Annotated in this window: 10 protein-coding genes; 6 read left to right on the top strand and 4 right to left on the bottom strand. The window is 70.1% G+C overall.

The window, feature by feature from the left end:
* Window positions 1-49: 49 nt before the first annotated feature.
* Window positions 50-625 (bottom strand): hypothetical protein, encoded by a 576-nt coding sequence (locus F8566_RS08575; RefSeq protein ID WP_151559390.1) that lies wholly within the window; start codon window positions 623-625, stop codon window positions 50-52.
* 19 nt (window positions 626-644) lie between these two features.
* On the opposite strand from F8566_RS08575, the gene F8566_RS08570 reads away from it, so the two are divergent.
* The 4 genes from F8566_RS08570 (at window position 645) to F8566_RS08555 (ending at window position 6969) form a co-directional block, all read left to right on the top strand.
* Complete coding sequence (locus F8566_RS08570) at window positions 645-869, top strand: hypothetical protein (protein ID WP_151559389.1); 225 nt, start codon at window positions 645-647, stop codon at window positions 867-869.
* A 327-nt stretch (window positions 870-1196) separates the two neighbouring features.
* A complete protein-coding gene (locus tag F8566_RS08565; protein ID WP_151559388.1) occupies window positions 1197-3059 on the top strand; it encodes a fatty acyl-AMP ligase in 1863 nt (620 codons plus the stop codon).
* Window positions 3060-3179: 120 nt separating this feature from the next.
* On the top strand, window positions 3180-5951 hold the full coding sequence (locus tag F8566_RS08560; RefSeq protein WP_151559387.1) for an MMPL family transporter: 2772 nt from the start codon (window positions 3180-3182) through the stop codon (window positions 5949-5951).
* Window positions 5941-6969, top strand: coding sequence for an alpha/beta hydrolase (locus F8566_RS08555; RefSeq protein WP_151559386.1), 1029 nt, complete (start codon window positions 5941-5943; stop codon window positions 6967-6969). The genes F8566_RS08560 and F8566_RS08555 overlap by 11 nt, the downstream gene beginning before the upstream one ends.
* Before the next feature lie 2 nt (window positions 6970-6971).
* Here F8566_RS08555 and F8566_RS08550 read toward each other — a convergent pair whose 3' ends face one another.
* Together F8566_RS08550 and F8566_RS08545 are read right to left on the bottom strand one after the other, a co-directional pair.
* Window positions 6972-8207 carry a glycosyltransferase gene (locus F8566_RS08550; protein ID WP_225992967.1) on the bottom strand — a complete coding sequence of 412 codons (1236 nt, stop codon included), beginning with the start codon at window positions 8205-8207 and terminating at the stop codon, window positions 6972-6974.
* A 19-nt stretch (window positions 8208-8226) separates the two neighbouring features.
* Window positions 8227-10920, bottom strand: a complete 2694-nt coding sequence (locus F8566_RS08545; RefSeq protein ID WP_264159291.1) for an MFS transporter — start codon at window positions 10918-10920, stop codon at window positions 8227-8229.
* Between the two features lie 312 nt (window positions 10921-11232).
* Between F8566_RS08545 and F8566_RS08540 the strand changes: the two genes are divergently transcribed.
* Both F8566_RS08540 and ccrA read left to right on the top strand, forming a co-directional pair.
* Window positions 11233-17940: a type I polyketide synthase gene (locus F8566_RS08540; RefSeq protein ID WP_151559384.1), complete on the top strand. Its 6708-nt coding sequence runs from the start codon at window positions 11233-11235 to the stop codon at window positions 17938-17940.
* Between the two features lie 42 nt (window positions 17941-17982).
* Complete coding sequence (gene ccrA, locus F8566_RS08535) at window positions 17983-19302, top strand: crotonyl-CoA carboxylase/reductase (protein ID WP_151559383.1); 1320 nt, start codon at window positions 17983-17985, stop codon at window positions 19300-19302.
* 106 nt (window positions 19303-19408) lie between these two features.
* On the opposite strand, the gene qcrB is transcribed toward ccrA, so the two are convergent.
* A complete protein-coding gene (gene qcrB, locus F8566_RS08530) occupies window positions 19409-21058 on the bottom strand; it encodes a cytochrome bc1 complex cytochrome b subunit (protein ID WP_151559382.1) in 1650 nt (549 codons plus the stop codon).
* Between the last annotated feature and the right edge of the window lie 52 nt (window positions 21059-21110).

Raw genomic sequence — 21110 nt, 5'->3', positions numbered from 1 at the left:
AGAGGCCGGAACGTCCGCCGGAGGGGCCGGAACGTCCCCCGGAGGGTCCTCAGCGTCCCCCGGAGCGTCCGCCGGAGGCCCCGCAGCGTCCGCCGGAGGCCCCGCAGCGTCCGCCGGAGACTCCGGAGCATCCGCCGGAGGCCCCGGATCCGTCCAGCGGCCCCAGCCAGGAGCCGACCCGGTCGGGCAGGCACACCCCGTCCAAGGCTCCCCGCCCGACCGGAAAGTGGACCCCTACGCGGACACCCGGCGCGAGTCCCAGCGCGCGGCCACGGAAAACCGCCACGCCCAGCCGTAAGCCGACTCGGCGCCCCATCCAGAGCAGGCCTGAACGGTCGCCCTCGCTGATCACTCCGCGGGTGCCCAGGGCGATGCCGCCCACCCCGCAGAGCACTCCGCCGGTACCCAAGCGAAAAACACCGGCAGCATCGAAGACGCCTGCCGCGTCGAGGCCGCCTGCCTCGTCAAGGCCGCCCACGACGTTGCGGCCGCCGACCGCGCCGGTGTACCCGGCCACGCCGGTGCCGCAGCCTTCGGCGCAGCGGACTCCCCAACTGAAGATGACACCCCAGCCGGGCGCGCGGACCGATGCGGTCCTGCCACCGTTCAACGCCCCAGTGCCCACGCTGTCGCCGTCTCCCACGATGGCCGTGCCGCCAACGCCGAGCGTCCTCACCGGGCCGGACGGGCATCAGATGACCTTGATCTCGCCGAGCGGTTCGGAGGAGAAGCAGGACACCTCCTGGGCCGTCGTTCTCGGACTCGTGCTCGTCGGCGAGGTCGCGCTGCTGTGGGGGGTCGCGTGCCTGGGCGTCCTGCGGCGTCGCCTCGCGGCTCGGCGCCCCGGTTCCGCCCGCCGCCGTCCGTAGCGGGCTGCCATCGGCAGCGGACCGCCACCCGGAGCAAAAGGGACGAATGCTTGGCCTTACCGTGCCAGAACGGTGGTCAGATCACTAGGCTGGCCGCGTCACATCAAGCGCAATTCGACGCTTGTCACCGCCGTGACAAAACCAGCCGACTCTTATGTGTTCGCGAGCTAAAGCACCTCATGCTTACCATCCGGTAGCTTCACGCTGCACGATCATTCCGTGTGCCGGGGGGCGCCGTCCGCCGTCCGGCCATCGTGCTCACGTCCGCCGACCGCGCCCAACCCCCACGCCGGCGTCGTGAGGCCCCTTCCACCGGGAGATGGATCTATGGCATTGGGCTCTCTGCTCCCCGAACTCGGGCCCGGAGGCACCGGCCGTACGCCGCTGATCGAGCGCGTCGCCAAGTGGGCGGCGGAGAAGCCGGAGGCGCCGGCCTTCACTTTCGTCGACTACTCCGTCGACCCGGCGGGGTCCAAGATCACGCTGAGCTGGGCGGAGGCGCACCGGCGGGCGCGGGCGATGGCGGCGCGGCTGCGGCAGTCCGCCGAGCCGGGTGAACGGGCCGCGCTGCTGCTGCCGCAGACCCTCGAATACATGATGACGATGCTCGGCGCGCTCTACTCGCACGTCGTCGCGGTGCCGCTCTTCTCGCCGGACCTGCCCGGGCACGCGGACCGGCTGATCGGGGCCTACCGGGACTCCGAACCGGCCGTCATCGTCACGTCGCGGAACGCGCTGCCGCACGTGGAGAAGTTCCTGGCCGACCAGGACGTGCCGCGGCCCAGGGAGATCATCTTCGCGGAGGAGGTCGACCCGGGGCTCGCCGATCTCTGGCAGAACGAGCCGATCGGTTTCGACGACCTCGCGTACCTCCAGTACACCTCGGGCTCCACCCGCCGTCCCGCCGGCGTCGAGATCACGCACGGCAACGTGACGGCGAACGCGGCGCAGCTGTGGGCCGGGTGGGCTCCGGAGAAGCCCAACCCCGAGCTGGTCAGCTGGCTGCCGCTCTTCCATGACATGGGCCTCATCGCGACGATGGCGATGCCGCTGGTGAGCGGCGACCACGCGATCTACACCGACCCGGTGTCGTTCATCATGAACCCGATGCGCTGGCTGGAGCTGATCGCCGAGCGCCCCAACAAGAACGTCTACACGGCCGGACCCAACTTCGCCTACGAGTACGTCGCGTCCATGGCGACTCCGGAGAAGATCGCCAAGCTGGACCTGACCGGGCTGACGGCCTGCCTGAACGGTGCCGAGCCGATCCGCACCTCGACGTTGAGGACGTTCGCCGAGACCTTCGCGCCTGCCGGGCTGCGTCCGGGCGCGCAGGTGCCCGGCTACGGGCTGGCGGAGGCCACCGTCTTCGTCACCGCCCACGGAGACGACGAGCCACCGAAGGTGATCAAGGTGGACCGGGTCGCGCTGACCCAGGGCGAGCTGCGCCTGCGCGATGACGTGGATGGCGGTGCGGACCCGGATGGCGGCGCGGACGCGGGCGGCGGCGCGGACGCGGGCACGGGCGGTGCTGACGGGATCAGCACGCTGGTCTCGTGCGGCCGTGCGGTCGGGCAGCTGGTGGCGATCGTCGACCCCGAGACGCGGATTGAGCAGCCCGATGGCAGGGTCGGCGAGATCTGGGTGCACGGCCCCAACACGGCCCCCGGTTACTGGCGCAACTCCGAGCGCAGCCAGGACACGTTCGGCGGCGAGCTGGCCGAGCCGGGCGAGCTGCCCGCCGGTCCGTGGATGAAGACCGGTGACTACGGCGTGATCCACGAGGGCGAGCTGTACGTCACCGGCCGTATCAAGGACCTGATCATCGTCGACGGGCGCAACCACTACCCGCAGGACATCGAGGTCACCACGCAGGAGGCGCACCCGGCCGTCCGCCCCGACCACGTGGCCGCGTTCGCCGTCCAGGGTGAGGAGACCGAGCTGCTCGTCGTGGTCGCCGAGCGCAACCGGCGGGTGCCGCTGGCCCGCCTCGACCTGGCCGAGGTCGAGAGCGCGGTCCGCGGTGCCATCAACGTCGAGCACGAGATGAGCGTGCACGAGTTCCTGATGGTCGAACCGGGTGCGGTCGCCCGTACCTCCAGTGGGAAGATCGCCCGGTCGGCGACCCGCCAGCGGTTCGAGGCCGGAGAACTGCCGACCACGGCGGCCCGGCTGGCAGGACGCAAGTAGGGGTATCAGCGGTGGACATGCAGCGGCAGAGGTAAGCCAAGCAGAGGTAAGCCAAGCAGAGTTAAACGGGGCCGGGCGCGTCCGGCGCCGGACCACAAGGTCGAGGACCACAGGAGGATCATGCTCGCCGGGCTGGGGCGTCTCATTCATCGACGACGCTGGACCAGTCTCGTCCTGATCCTGATCATGACGGTCCTGGCGGGCGGCTGGGGCCTCGGCGTCTTCGCCAAGTTCAAGCAGGGCGGCTTCGAAGACCCCAAGGCCTCCTCCACGCTCGTCGCCAAGCTCGGCGCCACGTACTTCGGCAGCACCAACCCCGACGTCCTGGTGGTCTACAGCAGCGACACCACGACGGTGGACGACCCGCGCTACATGGCCAGCGTCGTCACCACCGTGTCGCGGCTGCCGAAGGACCGGGTCGCCGAGATCATCTCGTACTGGTCGTTCGACGCCGAGGACGCGGCCCCGTTCGCCTCGCACGACAAACGGCGCACCTTCGTCGCGTTGAAGCTGGCCGGGACCGACGCGGAGAAGGGCCTCCACTACGAGGAGATCAAGGACCGGCTCCAGGCGCCCGGCCTGACGACGCAGCTCGGCGGCGCGGTACCGCTCAACATCGAGTTCGGTGAGCAGGTCGTCAGCGACATCGTCAAGGCCGAGATCATCTCGATGCCCATCCTGCTGATCCTGCTCGTCGTGGTGTTCGGCGCGCTCACCGCCTCGGTACTGCCGCTGATCGTCGCGCTGTTCTCGATCGTGGGCGGCCTCGCCGTGCTGCACGTCGTCACGTACGTCACGGACGTGACGTCCATGGCGCTCGAAGTCGTCACGATGATGGGCGTCGGCCTCGCGATCGACTATTCGCTGTTCATCGTGAGCCGCTTCCGGGAGGAACTGGAACGCGGCATGCGAGCCGGTGGCATCGAACCCGGGAAGCCCTGGAAACGGGCACCCGACCGGCGGCAGCGCAGGGCGGAGAAGAAGGCGTACCGCAGAGCGCTGCGACCCGTGCAGCAGGCGGCGCTGGCCCGCACCATGGCCACCGCCGGCCGGACGATCGCCGTCTCCGGCATCACCGTGTCGGCTGCGCTGGGCGGCCTGCTGGTCTTCCCGCAGATGTTCCTGCGGACGATCGGCCTGGCGGGCATCGCGACCGTTCTCGTCGCGGTCTTCGGCGCGGTGGTGTTGCTCCCGACCATGCTGGCGCTTCTGGGCACGCGCGTGGAGGCCGGGCGGATGCCCTGGCGCCGCCACACCTCCAAGCGCGCCCGGCGTGATCCCGACAGCGGGTTCTGGTACCGCCTCGGGCACAGCGTCATGAAGCGCCCGTTGCCCTACTTCGCGGTGACCCTGGTCATCCTCGGCGTCCTGTTCGGGCCGTTCCTGAACGTTCAGTTCGGCAGCGTGGACGCGCGCGTGCTGCCGAAGGAGAGCCCGACCCGCGCCGTCGTCGAGCTCGTCAAGGAGGAGTTCCCGAACGGGTCCGCCGAGCCGATCGACGTCGTCGTGTCCGGTGACCTCATCCCGCGCGACTGGAAGCCGGTGCGCAGCGGCGACAACATCCCGCCCTACCTGGAGGAGTTCCGCACGCGGCTCAGCGAGATGCCGGGCGTGACGCAGGCCAAGTTCACCGGCTACTCCGGCTCGTACGGCGGCGTGCGGATCTCCATCACGCACAAGTACGAACCGCTGGACCAGCGGGCGCTGGACCTCGTCACGGGGATCCGCGCGATGAGCCTGACCAAGAACGGCTTCCCCATGCACATCGACGTCGGCGGGAGCACCGCCGCGCAGATGGACCTCATGGACGCCCTGATGCGGAGCCTGCCGAAGATGGCGGCGCTCGTCTGCCTCACCACGTTCCTGCTGCTGTTCATGTTCTTCGGCTCGGTCGTGCTGCCGCTGAAGGCGATCGTCATGAACGTGCTGTCCATCGGCGCCTCGTTCGGTGTGATCGTGTGGGGTTTCCAGTACGGGCATCTCGCCGGGCTGCTGGACTTCACCCCCACCGGCAGCGTCGAGGCCACCAGCATGATCCTCATCCTGGCGGTCGTGTTCGGCCTGTCGATGGACTACGAGGTCTTCCTGCTCAGCCGGATCCGCGAGGAGTGGGACAAGACGCACGACAACCGCGCCGCGGTCGCGGTCGGCATGCAGCAGACGGGCGGGATCATCACCAGCGCCGCCCTGCTCTTCCTCATCGTGATCGGCGCGTTCAGCATGGCGGGCCTCACGGTCGTGAAGCTGATCGGCGTCGGCATGTTCGTGGCGGTGGTCGTGGACGCCGCGCTGGTGCGGTCGCTGCTCGTTCCGGCCACGATGCGCTTCATGGGCGGGGCCAACTGGTGGCTGCCTCCCGCGCTGGCCGGCCTGCACGCGAAGATGGACCTTCGCGAACGCGACGATCTGCCCGGTGTCGCAGCCAACGTCGCGCCGCCACGTCTCCCCGACGAGCAGCCGTACCCGTACGCGATGCGCTGGGAACAGCCCGCCCCGGCTCCAGCTCCGGCTGCTGCGCCTGCACCGACTCCGCTCCCGCCGCCGCGTTCAAACGGAGCATCCGCTTCACCCGCGTTCGCGGACTACCAAGAGGCCGCACTACCGAACATCACGTTCCAAAGCGCGGCCCCGCCGAACACGGTCTCACAACAATTCTCATCAAGCTCTGAGGGGCCCGGCAGCGCGCCGGGAGACCCGACCTATCCGCCGACCTCGGTGGACCCGTCCATGCCGCCCTCCGCCACCGATCCGCAGACTCCCTGGACTCCGTGGGCGAACGGGCAGCCACAACCAAGACCCACCCGCACCACTCGCACCAAACGTGAGATAGTTCCCAATCCAAGTGGTTCGGGGTGGCGCTGGAGGACAGTGGAGGACAACGATGCCTACTGAGTCACGTCGCCGCGGCGTCCGGAAGACGATGGCCGTGTCCGCGGCCGCCGTCGTCGGTGCGACCGTGCTCCCCCTGGGCGTGGCCGCTCCCGCAGAGGCCGCCGCCTTCCGGAAGGCGGACAGCGGTGCCCGCATCACCACGTACAAGTGGCTGAACAAGGGCAAGACCGCGTTCGACTTCACGGTGCAGTCGCCGTCACTTGGAGGCAAGCAGAACGTTCGCGTGCTGCTCCCCAAGGGCTGGAAGTTCAAGTCCCGGCAGAGCTGGCCGGTCGTCTACGCCTACCACGGCGGCCGTGACAACTGGAAGTCATGGACCCGGAGCACCGACATCCAGAAGCTGGCCCGCAAGTGGGGCGTCATGGTCGTCATGCCCGAGGGTGCGAACGGCTCGTACACCAACTGGTACAACTACGGCAAGGGCGGCCGTCCGAAGTGGGAGGACTTCCACCTTCGCGAGGTGCGCCAGCTGGTCGAACGCAACTACCACGCGGGTGGTTCGCGGGCCACGATGGGCATCTCCTCCGGAGCTCAGGGCGCGTGCACCTACCCCGGCAGGGCTCCCGGCATGTTCCGCTACGCGGCGTGCTTCAGCGGGGTCCTCTCCATGAGCTCACCGGGCATCCCCGCGCTGCTGATGTACACCAACAGCGGCAACGGCGTGGACCCGTACCGCATCTGGGGCCGCCCGATGCTCGACCAGGCCAACTGGGACGCGCATGACCCGATCAAGCTGCTGCCGCGCATGCGCTCGACCCGCTTCTACGTGTCGGCCGGGACCACCGGGAAGCCCGGTCCGTTCGACAACCCCAACATGGCTCCCTGGGACATCGGCCTGATGAGCGAGCGGGCGATCGGCCCGACGGCCAAGGAGTTCGTCCAGCGCGCCAGGCAGCTCCGCGTGCCCATCACCTCGCACATCTACGGCAACGGCCGGCACAGCTGGCCGTACTGGAAGCGCGAGATGCACACCGCCTGGCCGCTGATGATGAAGGCCCTCGGCGCCAAGCGCCGGTAACCCTAGAGGGAGTCCAGCAGGGCGCACGCCTTGGCGACACCGCTCTCGGCCCTGATGCGGAGGCCCAGCTCAGTGGCCCGGGAGGCGATGTCCTGGGAAAGAGCGCCCCGGATCGCGGCGGCCAGCCGGGGGACGGTGAGCGAGGAGAAGGGCACCGGCGCTGGGCCCGCGCCCAGCGCCGCGACGCGTTCTCCCCAGAACGGCTGGTCGCCGAAGAACGGGGTGACGACCGTCGGGACACCGGCCCGCAGCCCCGCCGCCGTCGTGCCCGCGCCTCCGTGGTGAACGACCGCCGCCATCTGGGGGAACAGCCACGAATGGGGCACGTCCTCAACCGCGAGGATGTCGTCGTCCGACGTGGCCGGGTCGCCTTGGACGATGCCGCGGACCCCGGTCAGGCGAAGCGCGGTCCGGACGATCCTGCCGGTCATCTCGGCGTCCTTCGGCACCATGCTGCCGAAGCCCACATAGACGGGCGGTGGACCGGACGCGAGGAAGTCCGCCAGCTCACTCGGCGGCCGCCATTCAGGCTCCTCAAGGAACCAATAACCGGTCACATGAACGTACGAAGGCCAATCAGCCGGCCTCTGAACAACGGCAGGACTGAAACAAGCCAGCACGGGCCTGCGTTCATTACGCACCTTGTGCATGGGGCCGCGTAGCGAAAGTGGCGACAGGCGCAGATCATTGCGGCGCCATGGATTGATGAACGGCCGCGACAACTGCCACGCGATCTGGTCAACGGCCAGGAAACTGGCCTTGTTCGCCCATCCGCCGAGCAATCTCGCCTGCGGTACGAACGGATGCGGAAAGGCCCGTGTCGGCTGGCTCGGCTGGAAGTGGATGAACGCCCACGGAACGTCGAGATGCTCACCGATATGCTGGGGAAGAAACCCCAGGGTCGGCCCCAGAATCAGATCCGCGCCCTTACAGGCATCCAGGCATTCCGAAAGCAGCCGTTCGGCCATCGGCCCCAGAATCCGCCGGAACCCCCCGAGGAACTTCACCGGGTTACGTCCCCCCGCGAGCAGTTCCTGACCGGCATCCGATTCGAGGATCTCTGCCGGATCAGCGGTCAGCGGCGCGAGCTCCAGCCCAGCGGAGAACGCGAGCCGCGCATACCGGTTGCTTGCGACCAGCCGCACATGGTCGCCGCGAACGGTCAAGGCCTGCCCGAGCGCCAGACACGGCTGGATGTCCCCCCGCGACCCGGCAGCGAAGATCACAATACGGCGCACGATGCCCCTCCCAACGACGTCACCAGGCGTCCCCCCGAGACCGTTCCTCATCCTCAGGCTCGACCGCGTCGCCCGGCACATACGGCTGGTACCACCCCTCCGGCGGAGGCGGCGGCCACGTGTCCCCGGCATGCCGTACCGGGTACCGCGGCTTAGCCGGATAGCGAGGCACCACCGCAGAGACCCCCCACGCCCCAGGCCCGGCCGACGGCTTTGTCTCAGCCGAGGGGTCTGCCTTCGCTCGCCATACTGGCTCAGCCTGCAGCGTCGGCTCGGCTCGCTGGACTGGCTCGGCCTCCGGCTCGACTCCCGATGCCGACTCAGCCAGCCACGTCAGCTCAGTCTGCGGCACCGGCTCAATCTCGGCTTGTAGCACCGGCTCGGTCTGCCCGACTGGCTCAATCTGCGGCTCCGGTTCTGCGTGCAGCGCTGGCTCTGGCACGGCCTCGGGTCTCCGTGCCGGCTCGACTTGCAGTGCTGGCTCGGCTCGCACCGGCTCGGCGCTCGGTGTCAGCTCGGCTTTCAGCACCGGCTCAGCCCGGTCGGCCTGCGGTTCCAGCGCTGGGGCGGCTGGCGGCGCCTCGGCCTGCCAGGCTGCCTCTATCTGCGGTTCCGGCTCAGCTTGAGATGCTGGCTCGTCTTGGAGTTCTGGCTCGTCCCACGGGTTTGGTTTGTCGGGTGGTGCGGCCTCGGCTCGCGCCGTTGGCTCGTTCTTCAGCGCTCGTGCGGCCTGCGGTTCCGGCTGTGTGTGCGGTGTTGGCTCGCGCTGTGTTTCCAGGTCTGGCACGGGTCCCGGTGCTGGCTTGACCAGCGGCTCCAGATCACTTTGAGGCTTGGGCGTGGCTGGCAGTGCCTCCGCCCACCACGCTGCCTCGGTTCGCCATGTCGGCTCGGCCTGTGGCCCAGGCTCGTCTTGCAGTGCTGGCTCGGCTCGCACCGGCTCGGCGCTCGGTGTCAGCTCGGCTTTCAGCACCGGCTCAGCCTGGTTGGCCTGCGGTTCCAGCGCTGGGGCGGCTGGCGGCGCCTCGGCCTGCCAGGCTGCCTCTATCTGCGGTTCCGGCTCAGCTTGAGATGCTGGCTCGTCTTGGAGTTCTGGCTTGTCCCACGGGTTTGGTTTGCCTGGTGGTGCGGCCTCGGCTCGCGACGTTGGCTCGGGCTGCGTTTCCGGGTCTGGTGTGGCTCGCGTTGGTTCTGTTGCACGGGCCAGTTGTGGGAGTGCCATGGGCGGGGCGGGGAGGGGGGTTACTGGGAGCAGGGCTTCCTGGTCGTTGGCGCGGAGGGTGGGGATGGGGTCTGGGGTGGTGGCTCGAGGGGATGGCAGTGTGTCCGGGTAGGGGATTCGGTGGGATTGCTTGCCGTGTTTGGGGCCCAGCCAGCCGCGTTTGCTGGGGAGGGTGAGGCCGCTGATCAGGCCGCCTACCAGGACCAGGGTGGCGCCCAGGATCAGGCCTTTGGAGGTGCCGTCGCGGAAGGCTTCGAGGCTTTGGGGGGCGGCGTTCTCCGGGGGGACCTCGTGGATGAGGAGGCCGACGATGGCGATGCCGAAGGCGCCGGAGACCTCGCGGATGACGTTGAGGATGCCGCTGGCGACGCCGGCCTGGTCTTCGGGGACGGCCTTGAGGACGTACATGGCCAGGGGCATGCAGAGGGCGGCGCCGATGCCGACGATCATCACGCCGGGCATGAGGTCGGCGAAGCCGTCGCCGCGGTGGAGGGCGGAGAACATGACCATGCCGGCGGCCATCGCGGCCATGCCGCCGCCGATGATCGGGCGGGGGCCGAGCTTGGCGGCGAGCCAGAAGCCGAGCGGGGTCAGGACCATGATGGCGATGGCCGGGGGCATCATGACCAGGCCTGCCTGGGGCGGCGAGAAGTCCAGGTAGCGCTGGAGGAACGTGGCCGAGTAGAAGATCATGCCGTTGAAGCCGATGCCCCAGAGCATCTGGGAGAGCAGGCCGCCGACGAAGACCCGGTTGCGGAAGAACCGCAGGTTCATCATCGGGTCGGGTGCCCAGGTCTCGACGACGATGAAGCAGGTCAGGGCGATGGCCGCCAGGGCGAAGACGCTCAGGACCGAGGGGTCGGTCCAGCCGTGCTTGCGTCCGGTCTCCAAGCCGTACGCGAGTGCGAAGAGCATGGTGGCGGAGATCAGGACGCCCGGCAGGTCGACGCGGGCGTTCTTGTTCTCACCCTTGGAGGTCAGGACGACAAGGCCCAGGAGGATGACCAGGATGCCGGGGACGATGTTGATCAGGAAGATCCAGCCCCAGTGCCACTGCTGGACGATGAAGCCGCCGATGGCCGGGCCCAGGGCGGTGGCCCCGGAGGCCGCGCCCACCCAGACGATCGTGCCGATCGAGCGTTGCTTGTCCGTACGGCCGACCGTGACCATGACCAGGGTCGCGGGCAGGGCGAGCGCGGCGCCGGCGCCCTGGACGATGCGCCCCAGGATCAGGATCGCCTCGTCGCCTGCGAGGCCGCAGACCGCGGAGGACGCGGTGAAGACGGCCATGCCCGCGGTGAACGTGAGGCGGCAGCCGTAGACGTCGGTGAGGCGCCCGCCCGCGATCATCAGGCAGGAGAACATCAGGATGTAGCCGGTGGCGACCCAGTCCTTGGCGGAATTGGACATGCCCAGGTCGCGCATCATGGTGGGCAGCGCGTTCGCGACCACCGTGTTGTCCATGGTGATCATGAATGCGCTGACGGCCACGACCGCCAGCGCCCATCTGTACCGGCCCCGGGTCAATGCGTCACGCGGCGTGCGCCAATCGCCGCTTCCCCCCATATGCGTGAGTGAATATAGTTACAATTCGTTGGCACGTGGTCACCCTGACCCGCCTGTTGGTCGAGAGGTCCCAACTATCCCATCAGGCCACATTGGTTACCAGTGAGTCTTGTCATCGCCGTGACAAGTCACCAGTGAGAAAAGTGGTCTGGATGCGCATCGTGAGACGGTCACCGTAGGACAAAGTGGGCCCCCTCGCTTCGAACGATCCCAGGTTCAGTTGGGGGAACCGCACGTATGCAAACGACCGATCGTTCCGGAGCCGCGCAGGACGAGACGCGGATCAGTGAGGATTCGATTCGTCGCTATCTGATCGATCAGATCGCGCGTCGCTCCCGGATCCCCGCCGACGAAGTCGACCCCGATCGCCCACTCGAAGAGTTCGGTCTCGCGTCCCGCGACGCGGTGGCCATCGCCGGTGAGCTCGAGCAGATCCTCGGCCGTGCGCTCCCGGCCACGCTGGTCTGGGAGCACCCCACGATCAACCGGCTGTCGGTCGCGCTCGGCGGTGACGACCAGCCGGTGACCGTCGCGGCGGCCCCTGTCCGGCGCGATGACGAGCCCATCGCCGTCATCGGCATCGGCTGCCGGTTCCCCGGCGGCGAACGTGATCTCAAGGGTCCCGGCGACTACTGGCGTTTCCTCACCGGACGCGGCGACTCGATCCGCACGGTGCCCGAGGGCCGCTGGGACGCGTTCGACGACGGCTCTCCCGAGGTCGGCGACCTGCTGGACAAGACCACCCGCCTCGGCGGCTTCCTGGACGACATCGCCGGCTTCGACGCGCAGTTCTTCGGCATCACCCCGCGCGAGGCCGCCGTCATGGACCCGCAGCAGCGCCTCGTCCTGGAGGTCGCGTGGGAGGCGTTCGAGCACGCGGGCATCGGGCCCGCGGCGCTCCGCGGCAGCCGTACGGGCGTGTTCGTCGGCGTCTCGGCGCCGGAGTACGCCGCGTTCACCGCGTCCGACCTCGCCTCGCTCGAACCGTTCACCGCCACCGGCGCCGCGCTCAGCATCATCGCCAACCGGCTGTCCTACCTGCTCGACCTGCGCGGCCCCAGCATGATCGTCGACACCGCGTGCTCGTCGTCGCTGGTCTCCACGCATCTGGCCGTCCAGGCGCTGCGCAACGGCGAGGCCGATGTCGCGCTCGCCGGCGGCGTCAACATCCTGCTGTCGCCGACCGTCACGATGACGTTCGACCTGGCGGGCGGCACGGCGCCGGACGGCCACTGCAAGGCCTTCGACGCCTCCGCCGACGGCATGGTCCGCGCTGAGGGCTGCGGCGCCGTCGTCCTCAAGCGCCTGTCCGACGCCGTCCGCGACGGCGACCGGGTGCTGGCGGTGGTCAGGGGTTCGGGCGTCAACTCCGATGGCCGTTCCAACGGGCTGGTCGCGCCCAACTCCGACGCGCAGCGGGCGCTGCTCCGGGACGTGTACGCGGCGGCCGGCATCGACACCCGCGACGTCGACTACATCGAGGCGCACGGTACGGGCACGTTCCTCGGCGACCCCATCGAGGCCAAGGCGGTCGGCGAGGTCCTGGGTGTGGGCCGCGACGCCGACGCGCCGCTGCTCCTCGGCTCGGTCAAGTCCAACCTCGGTCACATGGAGTCCGCGGCGGGCATCGCCGGGCTCATCAAGACCGTGCTGGCCCTCCACCACGGCACGATCCCGGCCTCCAATCACTACAAGGAGCCGAATCCGCACATCCCGTTCGACGAGCTGAGGCTCGCGGTGGTCGCGGAGGAGACGCAGTGGCCCGAGCGGGGCCGCCCGCCGCGCGCCGGCGTCTCGGGGTTCGGCTTCGGCGGCACGAACGCGCACGTGATCCTCGAAGCCGCCCCGTTCCCGGCCGCTCCGGCCCGGGAGCCCAGGTCAGGTTCCCTGCACACGTTCACCTTGTCGGACACCGCCGACGACAGGATCCGTGACCACGCCGCCGTGCTGGCCGGATGGCTGGAGGCGAACGACGACGTCGCGCTGGCGGACGTCGCCCAGACCCTGTACCGGCGGAACGGCCGCGGCCGTGCCCGCGCGGCGGTGTCGGCCCGTGACCGCGACGGCCTTCTGGCCGGGCTCACGGCGCTGGCCGAGGGTCGCCCGCACCCCGGCGTCGTCTCCGGCACTGCCCTGGGAATGCCGGGCAGGCCGGTGTGGATCTTCTCCGGGTACGGGGCGCAGCGGGCCGGCATGGCGCAGCGTCTCCTGGAGGAGGAGCCCGCGTTCGCCGAGGCCATCGACGACCTCGACACGCTCTTCGCCGAGGAGGGCGGGCCCGAGCTCTGGACGCTGCTCGAGTCCGGCGACAAACCGGCCGACGTCGCCGTGACGATGCCCGTGCTGTTCGCGATCCAGATCGGGCTGGCCCGGATGTGGACGGCGTACGGCGTCACGCCGGGTGCCGTCATCGGCCACTCGATGGGCGAGATCGCGGCGGCGGTGGTCGCCGGCGCGATCACCCTTGAGGGCGCCGTCAAGGTGATCTGCCGCCGGTCCCGCCTGCTCACCCGGATCGTCGGCGGCGGCGCGATGGCCGTGCTCGGCGCGTCCGCGGAGGAGGTCGCCCGTCTCGGCCACGACCTCCCCGAGGTGTACGCGGCGGTGCACTCGTCGCCCAGGCAGACCGTGGTGACCGGCGACGCCGGCCAGATCGCCACCATCGTGGAGCGGGCCGAGGCCGAGGGCCGCCTCGCCCGCATGGTCCAGGCCGAGGGCGCCGGCCATTCGCCCCAGGTCGACCCGCTGCTCGACGACCTGCGCGAGCTCCTCACGGATGTCGGGACCGAGCGCGGTCTCCCGTTCGCCGAAGGCATCCGCCTCTACACGACCGCCCTCGACGACCCCCGGACCTTCATCAACGCCGAGACCGACACTGAGGGCGCCCGGCTCGACGCCGGCTACTGGGCCCGCAACCTGCGCAACCCCGTCCGGCTCACGGACGCGGTCGCGGCGGCGTCCGAGGACGGGTTCCGCACGTTCATCGAGCTCAACGCGCATCCGATCCTGGCCCACGCGGTCGGCGAGACCCTGGACGGCACCGGGGCCCTGGTCACCCATACGCTCAAGCGTGCGCCGAAGGGCCAGGAGCCCGACGACGTCCTGACGTTCCACTCCCAGCTGGCGCTCCTCGCCGCCCACGGCCTTCCGGTCGGTGCGCCGGCCGGTGGCTCGGTGATAGACGTGCCGTCGTCGCCGTGGCGGCACGAACGCCACTGGTTCGACACGTCCACGCGGCGCACGGGCGGCCGCGACGAGCACCCGCTGCTCGGCGCGCACGTCGAGCTGCCCGGTGAAGACCGGCATGCCTGGCGCGCCGACGTCGGTACCGCCGCCCAGCCGTGGCTTGCAGGGACGCGAACCCACGGCCTCGCCACGCTGCCGGTCGCCGCGTTCGCCGAAATGGCCCTCGCCGCAGGAGCCCAGGCGCTCGGCACCGATTCCGTGCGCGTCAACAGCCTGTGGATAGAGCGGCCGCTCGCGCTCGCCCAGCAGACCACCGTCACCACGACGTTCACCGAGGCGGAACAGCGGGTCGAGATCCACGCGCTGACACCCGCCGGCACCTGGGTCCGGCTGGCCAGCGCCGATGTCGGCGACGACCACCTCGGCCCGGCCGTGCCGCTGACGGGTGCCGCCACCGAGGTCGCGGCCGCCGAACACGGCAGCAGGCACTACCGCGTCCACCCCGAGGTCCTGGACCGTGCCCTGTCGGTGCTGTACGCGGAGGCGGGCGACGGGGTCTGGCTGGCCGAGACGGTGGGCAGCCTGCGGGTGTACGGGCCGACGCACCGGGGCGGGCACGTCCGCGCCGAGATCGTCCGGGACGAGGAGGAGACGGTCGGCGCGCTCCAGCTCGTCGGCCCCGACGGCGAGGTGCTCGCGGACGTCACCGGCGTCGTGCTGCGCCGTGTGGAACGTCCCGACCTGCCCGTTCCGTTGGCGGACAAGCTCGTCGAGCTCGTCTGGGACGAAACCGGCGTCCCCGAGCCCACCTGTGATGAGGGCAACTGGCTGCTGCTGGCCGAGGCCGACGACGCGCTCGCCGCGGCGGTCGCAGCCGATCTGGAGGCGCGCGGGCACCGTGTCGCCCGCCGCGTTCTCGCCACCGATCCGGTCGCCGAGGAGGCGGAAGAGCCACCGGCCGGCGTGGTCATGATCCCTTCCGCCGATCTCGTGGACGAGGAGCTCGTCCTCGCGGTCACCGACGTCGCCAACGCGCTCCCCGACGGAACGCGCCTCTGGATCGCCACCCGCAACGCCCTGCCCGTGCGCGAGGGCGAGGCGGGCGAGCCCGCCCAGGGCTTCATCAGGGCGATCGTCCGGGTGCTGGGCTTCGAACGGACCGTGCTCCGTACGACCCTTGTCGACGTCGACCGCCCGTCTGACCTGGTCGGAGAGCTCCTCGCCGATGACACCGCCCGCGAGGTCGCCTACCGCGGCGGCGTCCGGTACGTCGCGCGTCTCGACCAGGCCACCCTGACCACCGACACCGACACCGACACCGGGACCGGCACGGGACGCAAGGCGCGGCGGATCGTGCGGCGTGGCGGCGCCTACATCGTCACCGGCGGCTATGGCGGCATCGGTCTTGTGACCGCCCGTCTGCTCGCCGAACGCGGCGCCGGGCGGATCGTGCTCTCCGGCCGGTCCGGGCCGGACGCCGACGCCGAGAAGGTCATCGCCAAGCTCCGGGAGTGCGGTGTCGACGTCGGTGTCGTCCTCGGCGACATCGCCGCGCCAGGCATCGCCGAACGGCTCATCCAGGTCGCCCAGGAGGGCGGCAAGAAGCTGCACGGCATCGTGCACGGCGCGGGCGCCATCGACGACCGCCTGATCGTCGACCTCGGCCGTGAGGACCTGCACCGGGTGTGGACGGCGAAGGTCGAAGGCGCCCGGCTGCTCAGCCGGGCGACCTGGGACCTCGACGAGCTCGACTGGTTCGTGACGCACTCGTCGGCCGCCGCCCTGCTCGGTTCGCCCGGCCAGGCCGCGTACGCCGCCGCCAATGCCGCGATCGACGCGCTCGTCGCCTACCGCCGCGCCCACGGCCGCCCCGGCACCACGATCAACTGGGGTACCTGGTCGCAGGTCGGCGGGGCCGCGGATCTCAAAGTCACCGTGATCGAGCCCATCACCCCGGACGAGGGCGCCGAGGCGCTGGAGGCATTGCTGGCCGGCGGCCGTGCCGCGACCGGTGTCCTGCGGTTCGACCCGGCCGCCGCCGTGGGCCTGTTCCCCGAGATCAAGAACATGCCGTACTTCGCGGCGCTCACCGCCGCGGCCGCCGACGGTGACGGCACGGCGGACGCGGGCGACTGGCCGGGCATCGACGCGGTCAAGGAACTCGAGCCCGCCGCCGCGCGCGAGCGCATCGCCGCGCAGGTGCGCTGGCGCATCGCGACCGTCCTCGGCTTCGACGCCGAACGGCTCGACCCGTCGATCCCGCTCACCGATCTCGGCCTGGACTCGCTCGTCGCGGTCCGGATCAAGAGCGGCGTCGAGCACGACCTCGGGCTCACCGTCCCGGCGGCGGTCCTGCTCAAGGGCGCCAGCGTCAACGTGTTCGAGGAGTGGGCGGCCGAGGAACTCGGGCTCGCCGGCGCGCCCGCGCCCTCGGCGGGTGCGAGCGCCGTCTCCAACGCCGAGGCCGGGTACGTCATGGCCCGCGACGCCGCCGAACGCCTGGCCGTGCGGATCATCGAGGACGTCCTCGGGCTCGACCGGGTCAGCGTCACCGCCGACTTCTTCGCCGACCTGAGCGGCACCGAACGCCAGGCCGACGAGGTCGTCGCGCAGGTCGCGGCCGAGTTCGGCGGGGAAGTCACGCGAGGCGAGCTGTTCGCCACGCCGACCGCCGAGCACATCGCCGAATACCTGCGCGCCGCCGACGAGGAGGCCGCGCGGCAGACCGTGCGGCCGCTGAAGACGGCGGGCACCCGCCGTCCGATCTTCATCGCGCATCCGGCGGGCGGCACCACGGCCTGCTACCGGCAGCTGATCGACCTGCTCGGGCCGGACCAGCCGGTGTACGGGCTGGAGCGGTTCGACGACGCCCCCCCGGTGGAGGAGCGGGCCGCACGGTACGTCGAGCACCTGCTGGAGGCCCAGCCCGAGGGCGCCTTCCGGCTCGGCGGCTGGTCGTTCGGCGGCGTGCTGGCGTACGAGACCGCCCGGCAGCTCACCGCGGCCGGCCGCGAGGTGGAGTTCGTCGCGCTGTTCGACGCCGGGCTGCCGCTGCCGGTCGACGACGAGTCCGACACCCTGGCCCGCCGGTTCGCCGCGTTCACCGACTACATCAACGAGACCTACGACCTGAAGGTGGACCTCACCTACGAGGAACTGTCCGGGCTGGCCGAGGAGGCGCAGTTCGCGCTGGTCATGGAGCGGGCTGCGGCTCTGGCCGACCTGATCCCGCCGGCTGCGCTGCACCACCAGCTGACCTCGCACCAGGACACCCGATCGCTGGAGGCCTACGAGCCACAGCCGTACGACGGCCGTGTGATCCTCTACTACGCCCCGGAGGAGACTCCGTGGGCCGTCCGGGACGCGCGGTACGTGCTCGATGGGATGAACGGTTTCGGTGAGCTCTGCGGTGCCCTGGAAAAGGTCACGATCCCCGGAGCGCACCACCTGAATCTGCTCGACCCGCCCGGTGTGGAGGCGCTGGCCGCCCACCTGGAGGAACAGCTCGCCGCGAACGAGGACCGGCCCGCCGACGCCCGCAACGGGACGAACGATTCCCGCAGCGGGACGAAGGAACTCCTGAACGGGACGACCAACCCCCGCAACGAGGCGGTCAACGCCCCTAACGGAGTGAACGGTGCCCGGCCCGAGCTCAACGGCGTGAACGGCGTGCGCGACGCGCGCGCGTCACAGGACGTACCGGAGGCCGGGGGCGCGTACGAGGCCGGCCTCTCCGTGTCCGACATTCCGGCGCCCTGACCGGGGCTCCTTCCCCCACCCCCGCCTCAACGGAGGAGATCAATGTCCGACCCCCTGCTCGAAGCCGTACGGTCCGGCGCGTCCGAGAAGGAGCTGCTGGACTGCGAACTGCCCACCCGTTTCCGCGCCGCCTACACCTTGAAGAACGAGGTGGGCATCTTCGAAGGGCAGACCGACAAGGACGTGCGCCGCTCCCTGCACGTCGGCGAGGTCGACATGCCCGAGCTGGCCCCCGACGAGGTCGTGGTCGCGGTCATGTCGGCCGCGATCAACTTCAACACGGTCTGGTCGGCGATCTTCGAACCGGTGCCGACGTTCGCGTTCCTGGAGAAGTTCGGCCGCCAGGGCTGGTACGGGGCGCGGCACGACCTCCCGTACCACATCCTCGGCTCGGACGGCTCGGGCGTGATCGTCCGCACCGGTGCCGGCGTGAAGAGCTGGAAGGTCGGCGACCGCGTCGTCCTCTCGCCGTCGTACGTGGACGAGGAGGACCACGGTTCCTACGACGACGGCATGATGAGCGAGACCCAGCTGGCCTGGGGGTTCGAGACCAACTTCGGCTCGCTGGGCGAGTACTGCATCGCCAAGGCCAACCAGCTCATCCGCAAGCCCAAGCACCTCACCTGGGAGGAGTCGGCGTCCAACACGCTGTGCGCGGCCACCGCGTACCGCATGCTGGTCGGCACGCACGGCGCCCGGATGAAGCAGGGCGACGTCGTGCTGATCTGGGGCGCCACCGGCGGCCTCGGCTCGTACGCCACCCAGCTGGTCAAGAACGGCGGCGGCATCCCCGTCGCGGTCGTCTCCTCCGAGGAGAAGGCCGAGATCGTCCGTGCGCAGGGCTGCGACCACGTCATCAACCGCAACGAGCTGAACCTCGGCGAGCAGGGCCTGCGGCACCCCAAGGCCGGCCGTGTCCTCGGTGAGGCCATCCGCGGGCTGGTGGGCGAGGACCCGGGCATCGTCTTCGAGTACCTGGGCCGTGAGACCTTCGGCGCCTCGGTCTACGTTGCCAAGCGCGGCGGCAAGGTCGTCACGTGCGGCTCGTCCACGGGCTACAAGCACGAGTACGACAACCGCTTCCTGTGGATGCGCCTCAAGAGCATCATCGGCTCGCACGGCTTCAACTACCACGAGGCCGTCGAGGTCAACCGGCTCATCGGCCTCGGAATGATCCACCCGACGCTGTCGACGGTCTTCCCGCTCGACGGGGCCGGTGAGGCCACCCGCGCGGTGCAGACCAACCAGCACATCGGCAAGGTCGCCGTTCTCTGCGGCGCGACGGCCGAGGGCCAGGGCGTGGACGACCCGGCGATGCGCGAGCGCATCGGCGAGGAGAAGTTCCACCTGTACCGCCGCTGAACCACCCCCTACGCCCGTGGTGTGCCGGGGCCTCCCGATGGATTCGGGAGGCCCCGGCACAGCTGATTGAGCCTTGTCGGGGCTCCGGTGCGTATAAAGCGATGTGTCAGGGCTCCAGTGCTTTGTGCTCCGCAGGAGCGCGTTCACCGTCCGGATGTTCGCCGTCATGGCCGTTCGGCGGTGTGGGTGGCTCCGCGAGATCGGCCATGAAGTGCCGGTTGAGGGCCGCGCGGACCTTGCCGAGCCGGCCCCGGAGCTCGGGTGCTTCGACGCCCTCGCGTTCCGGCCGTCCCATCGGCAGGGCGGGCCGTGGCCGGGGATCGGTGATCGCGCCGATCTCCTCGACGGGCAGGGTGCGTTCGACCTCGATGTACTCGCCGCTCGGCCGCTGCCGGATGACGCCGGTCTCCAGTCCGTGCTCCACCAGGGCCCGGTCGCGGCGCTGCAGGCCCAGGCAGATGCGGTACGCGATGACGTAGCCCAGCACCGGTCCGAGGATCACCAGCCCGCGGAAGAACCACGTCGTCCAGAACAGCGGGATCTCGAACCGCTCCGCGATCACGTCGTTGCCGCCGGCCGCCCACAGCCCGCCGTAGAAGATCACGCCGGCGACGCCGATCCCGGTCCGGGCGGGCACGTCGCGCGGCCGGTCGAGCAGGTGGTGGATCTCGTGGTCGCCGGTCACCCAGCGTTCCAGGAACGGGTAGACCGCCAGCCCGGTGAACAGGACGCCCGGCACGACCAGGGCGGGCACGATCACGCTCATCGGCAGCGTGTGCCCCCACGCGGTGATCTCCCACGAGGGCATGATCCGCAACGAGCCCTCCAGCCACCCCATGTACCAGTCCGGCTGGGAGCCCGAGCTGATCGCGCCCGGGTCGTACGGGCCGAACAACCAGACCGGGTTGATCTGGAAGAACGTCGCCAGCAGCACCGTCACGCCGAGGACCCACAGGAAGAACGCCGTGGTCTTGCCGATGAACACCGGGAAGAACGGGCCGCCCTGGACCGTCCGGTTGGTGCTTCCCTTCCCCGGGAACTGCGTGTGCGTCTGGCGCCAGGTCAGCACCACGGCGTGCAGCGGGATGAGGGCGAGCAGGATCCCCGGTATCAACAGGATGTGGATGACGTACAGTCGCGGGATGATCAGGTCGCCCGGGAACTCCCCGCCGAACAGGAACATCAGCGCGTACGAGCCGACCACCGGGATCGACAGGATCACGCCCTCCAGGATCCGGATGCCGGTGCCGGAGAGCAGGTCGTCGGGCAGCGAGTAGCCGAACAGCCCGTTCACCATGACGAGCATGAACAGCACGATCCCGATCAGCCAGTTGAGCTCGCGGGGCTTGCGGAACGCGCCGGTGAAGAAGTTGCGCAGCAGATGGACGACGATCGCCGCCATGAACAGGATCGTCGACCAGTGGTGGATCTGCCTCACCAGCAGCCCGCCCCGCACGTCGAACGTGATGTGCAGCGTCGACGCGTACGCCTCGCTCATCCGCACCCCGCGCAGCGGCTGGTACGACCCCTCGTAGACGACCTCGGTCATGCTCGGCTTGTAGAAGAAGGTCAGGAAGACCCCGGTGAGCAGGACGATCGCGAACGAGTACAGCGCGATCTCGCCGAGCAGGAAGCTCCAGTGGTCCGGAAAGGCCTTGCGCAGGGCCTTGCGGGCGAACGAGCCGCCGCCGAGCCGATCGTCGATCGCGCGGCCGGTCGCCGCAAGCGCCTTCGGAGACTGCGGGGACGCGGGCATTCGGGACCTCCTGCACCGGTGGCCCGGAACCGACCACCTTTCGCATTGGTCG

The sequence above is a fragment of the Actinomadura rudentiformis genome (assembly GCF_008923185.1).
Lineage (GTDB): Bacteria > Actinomycetota > Actinomycetes > Streptosporangiales > Streptosporangiaceae > Spirillospora > Spirillospora rudentiformis.
The sequence above is the reverse complement of the archived record's forward strand: the minus strand, read 5'-3'. Positions and strand labels throughout refer to the sequence as shown.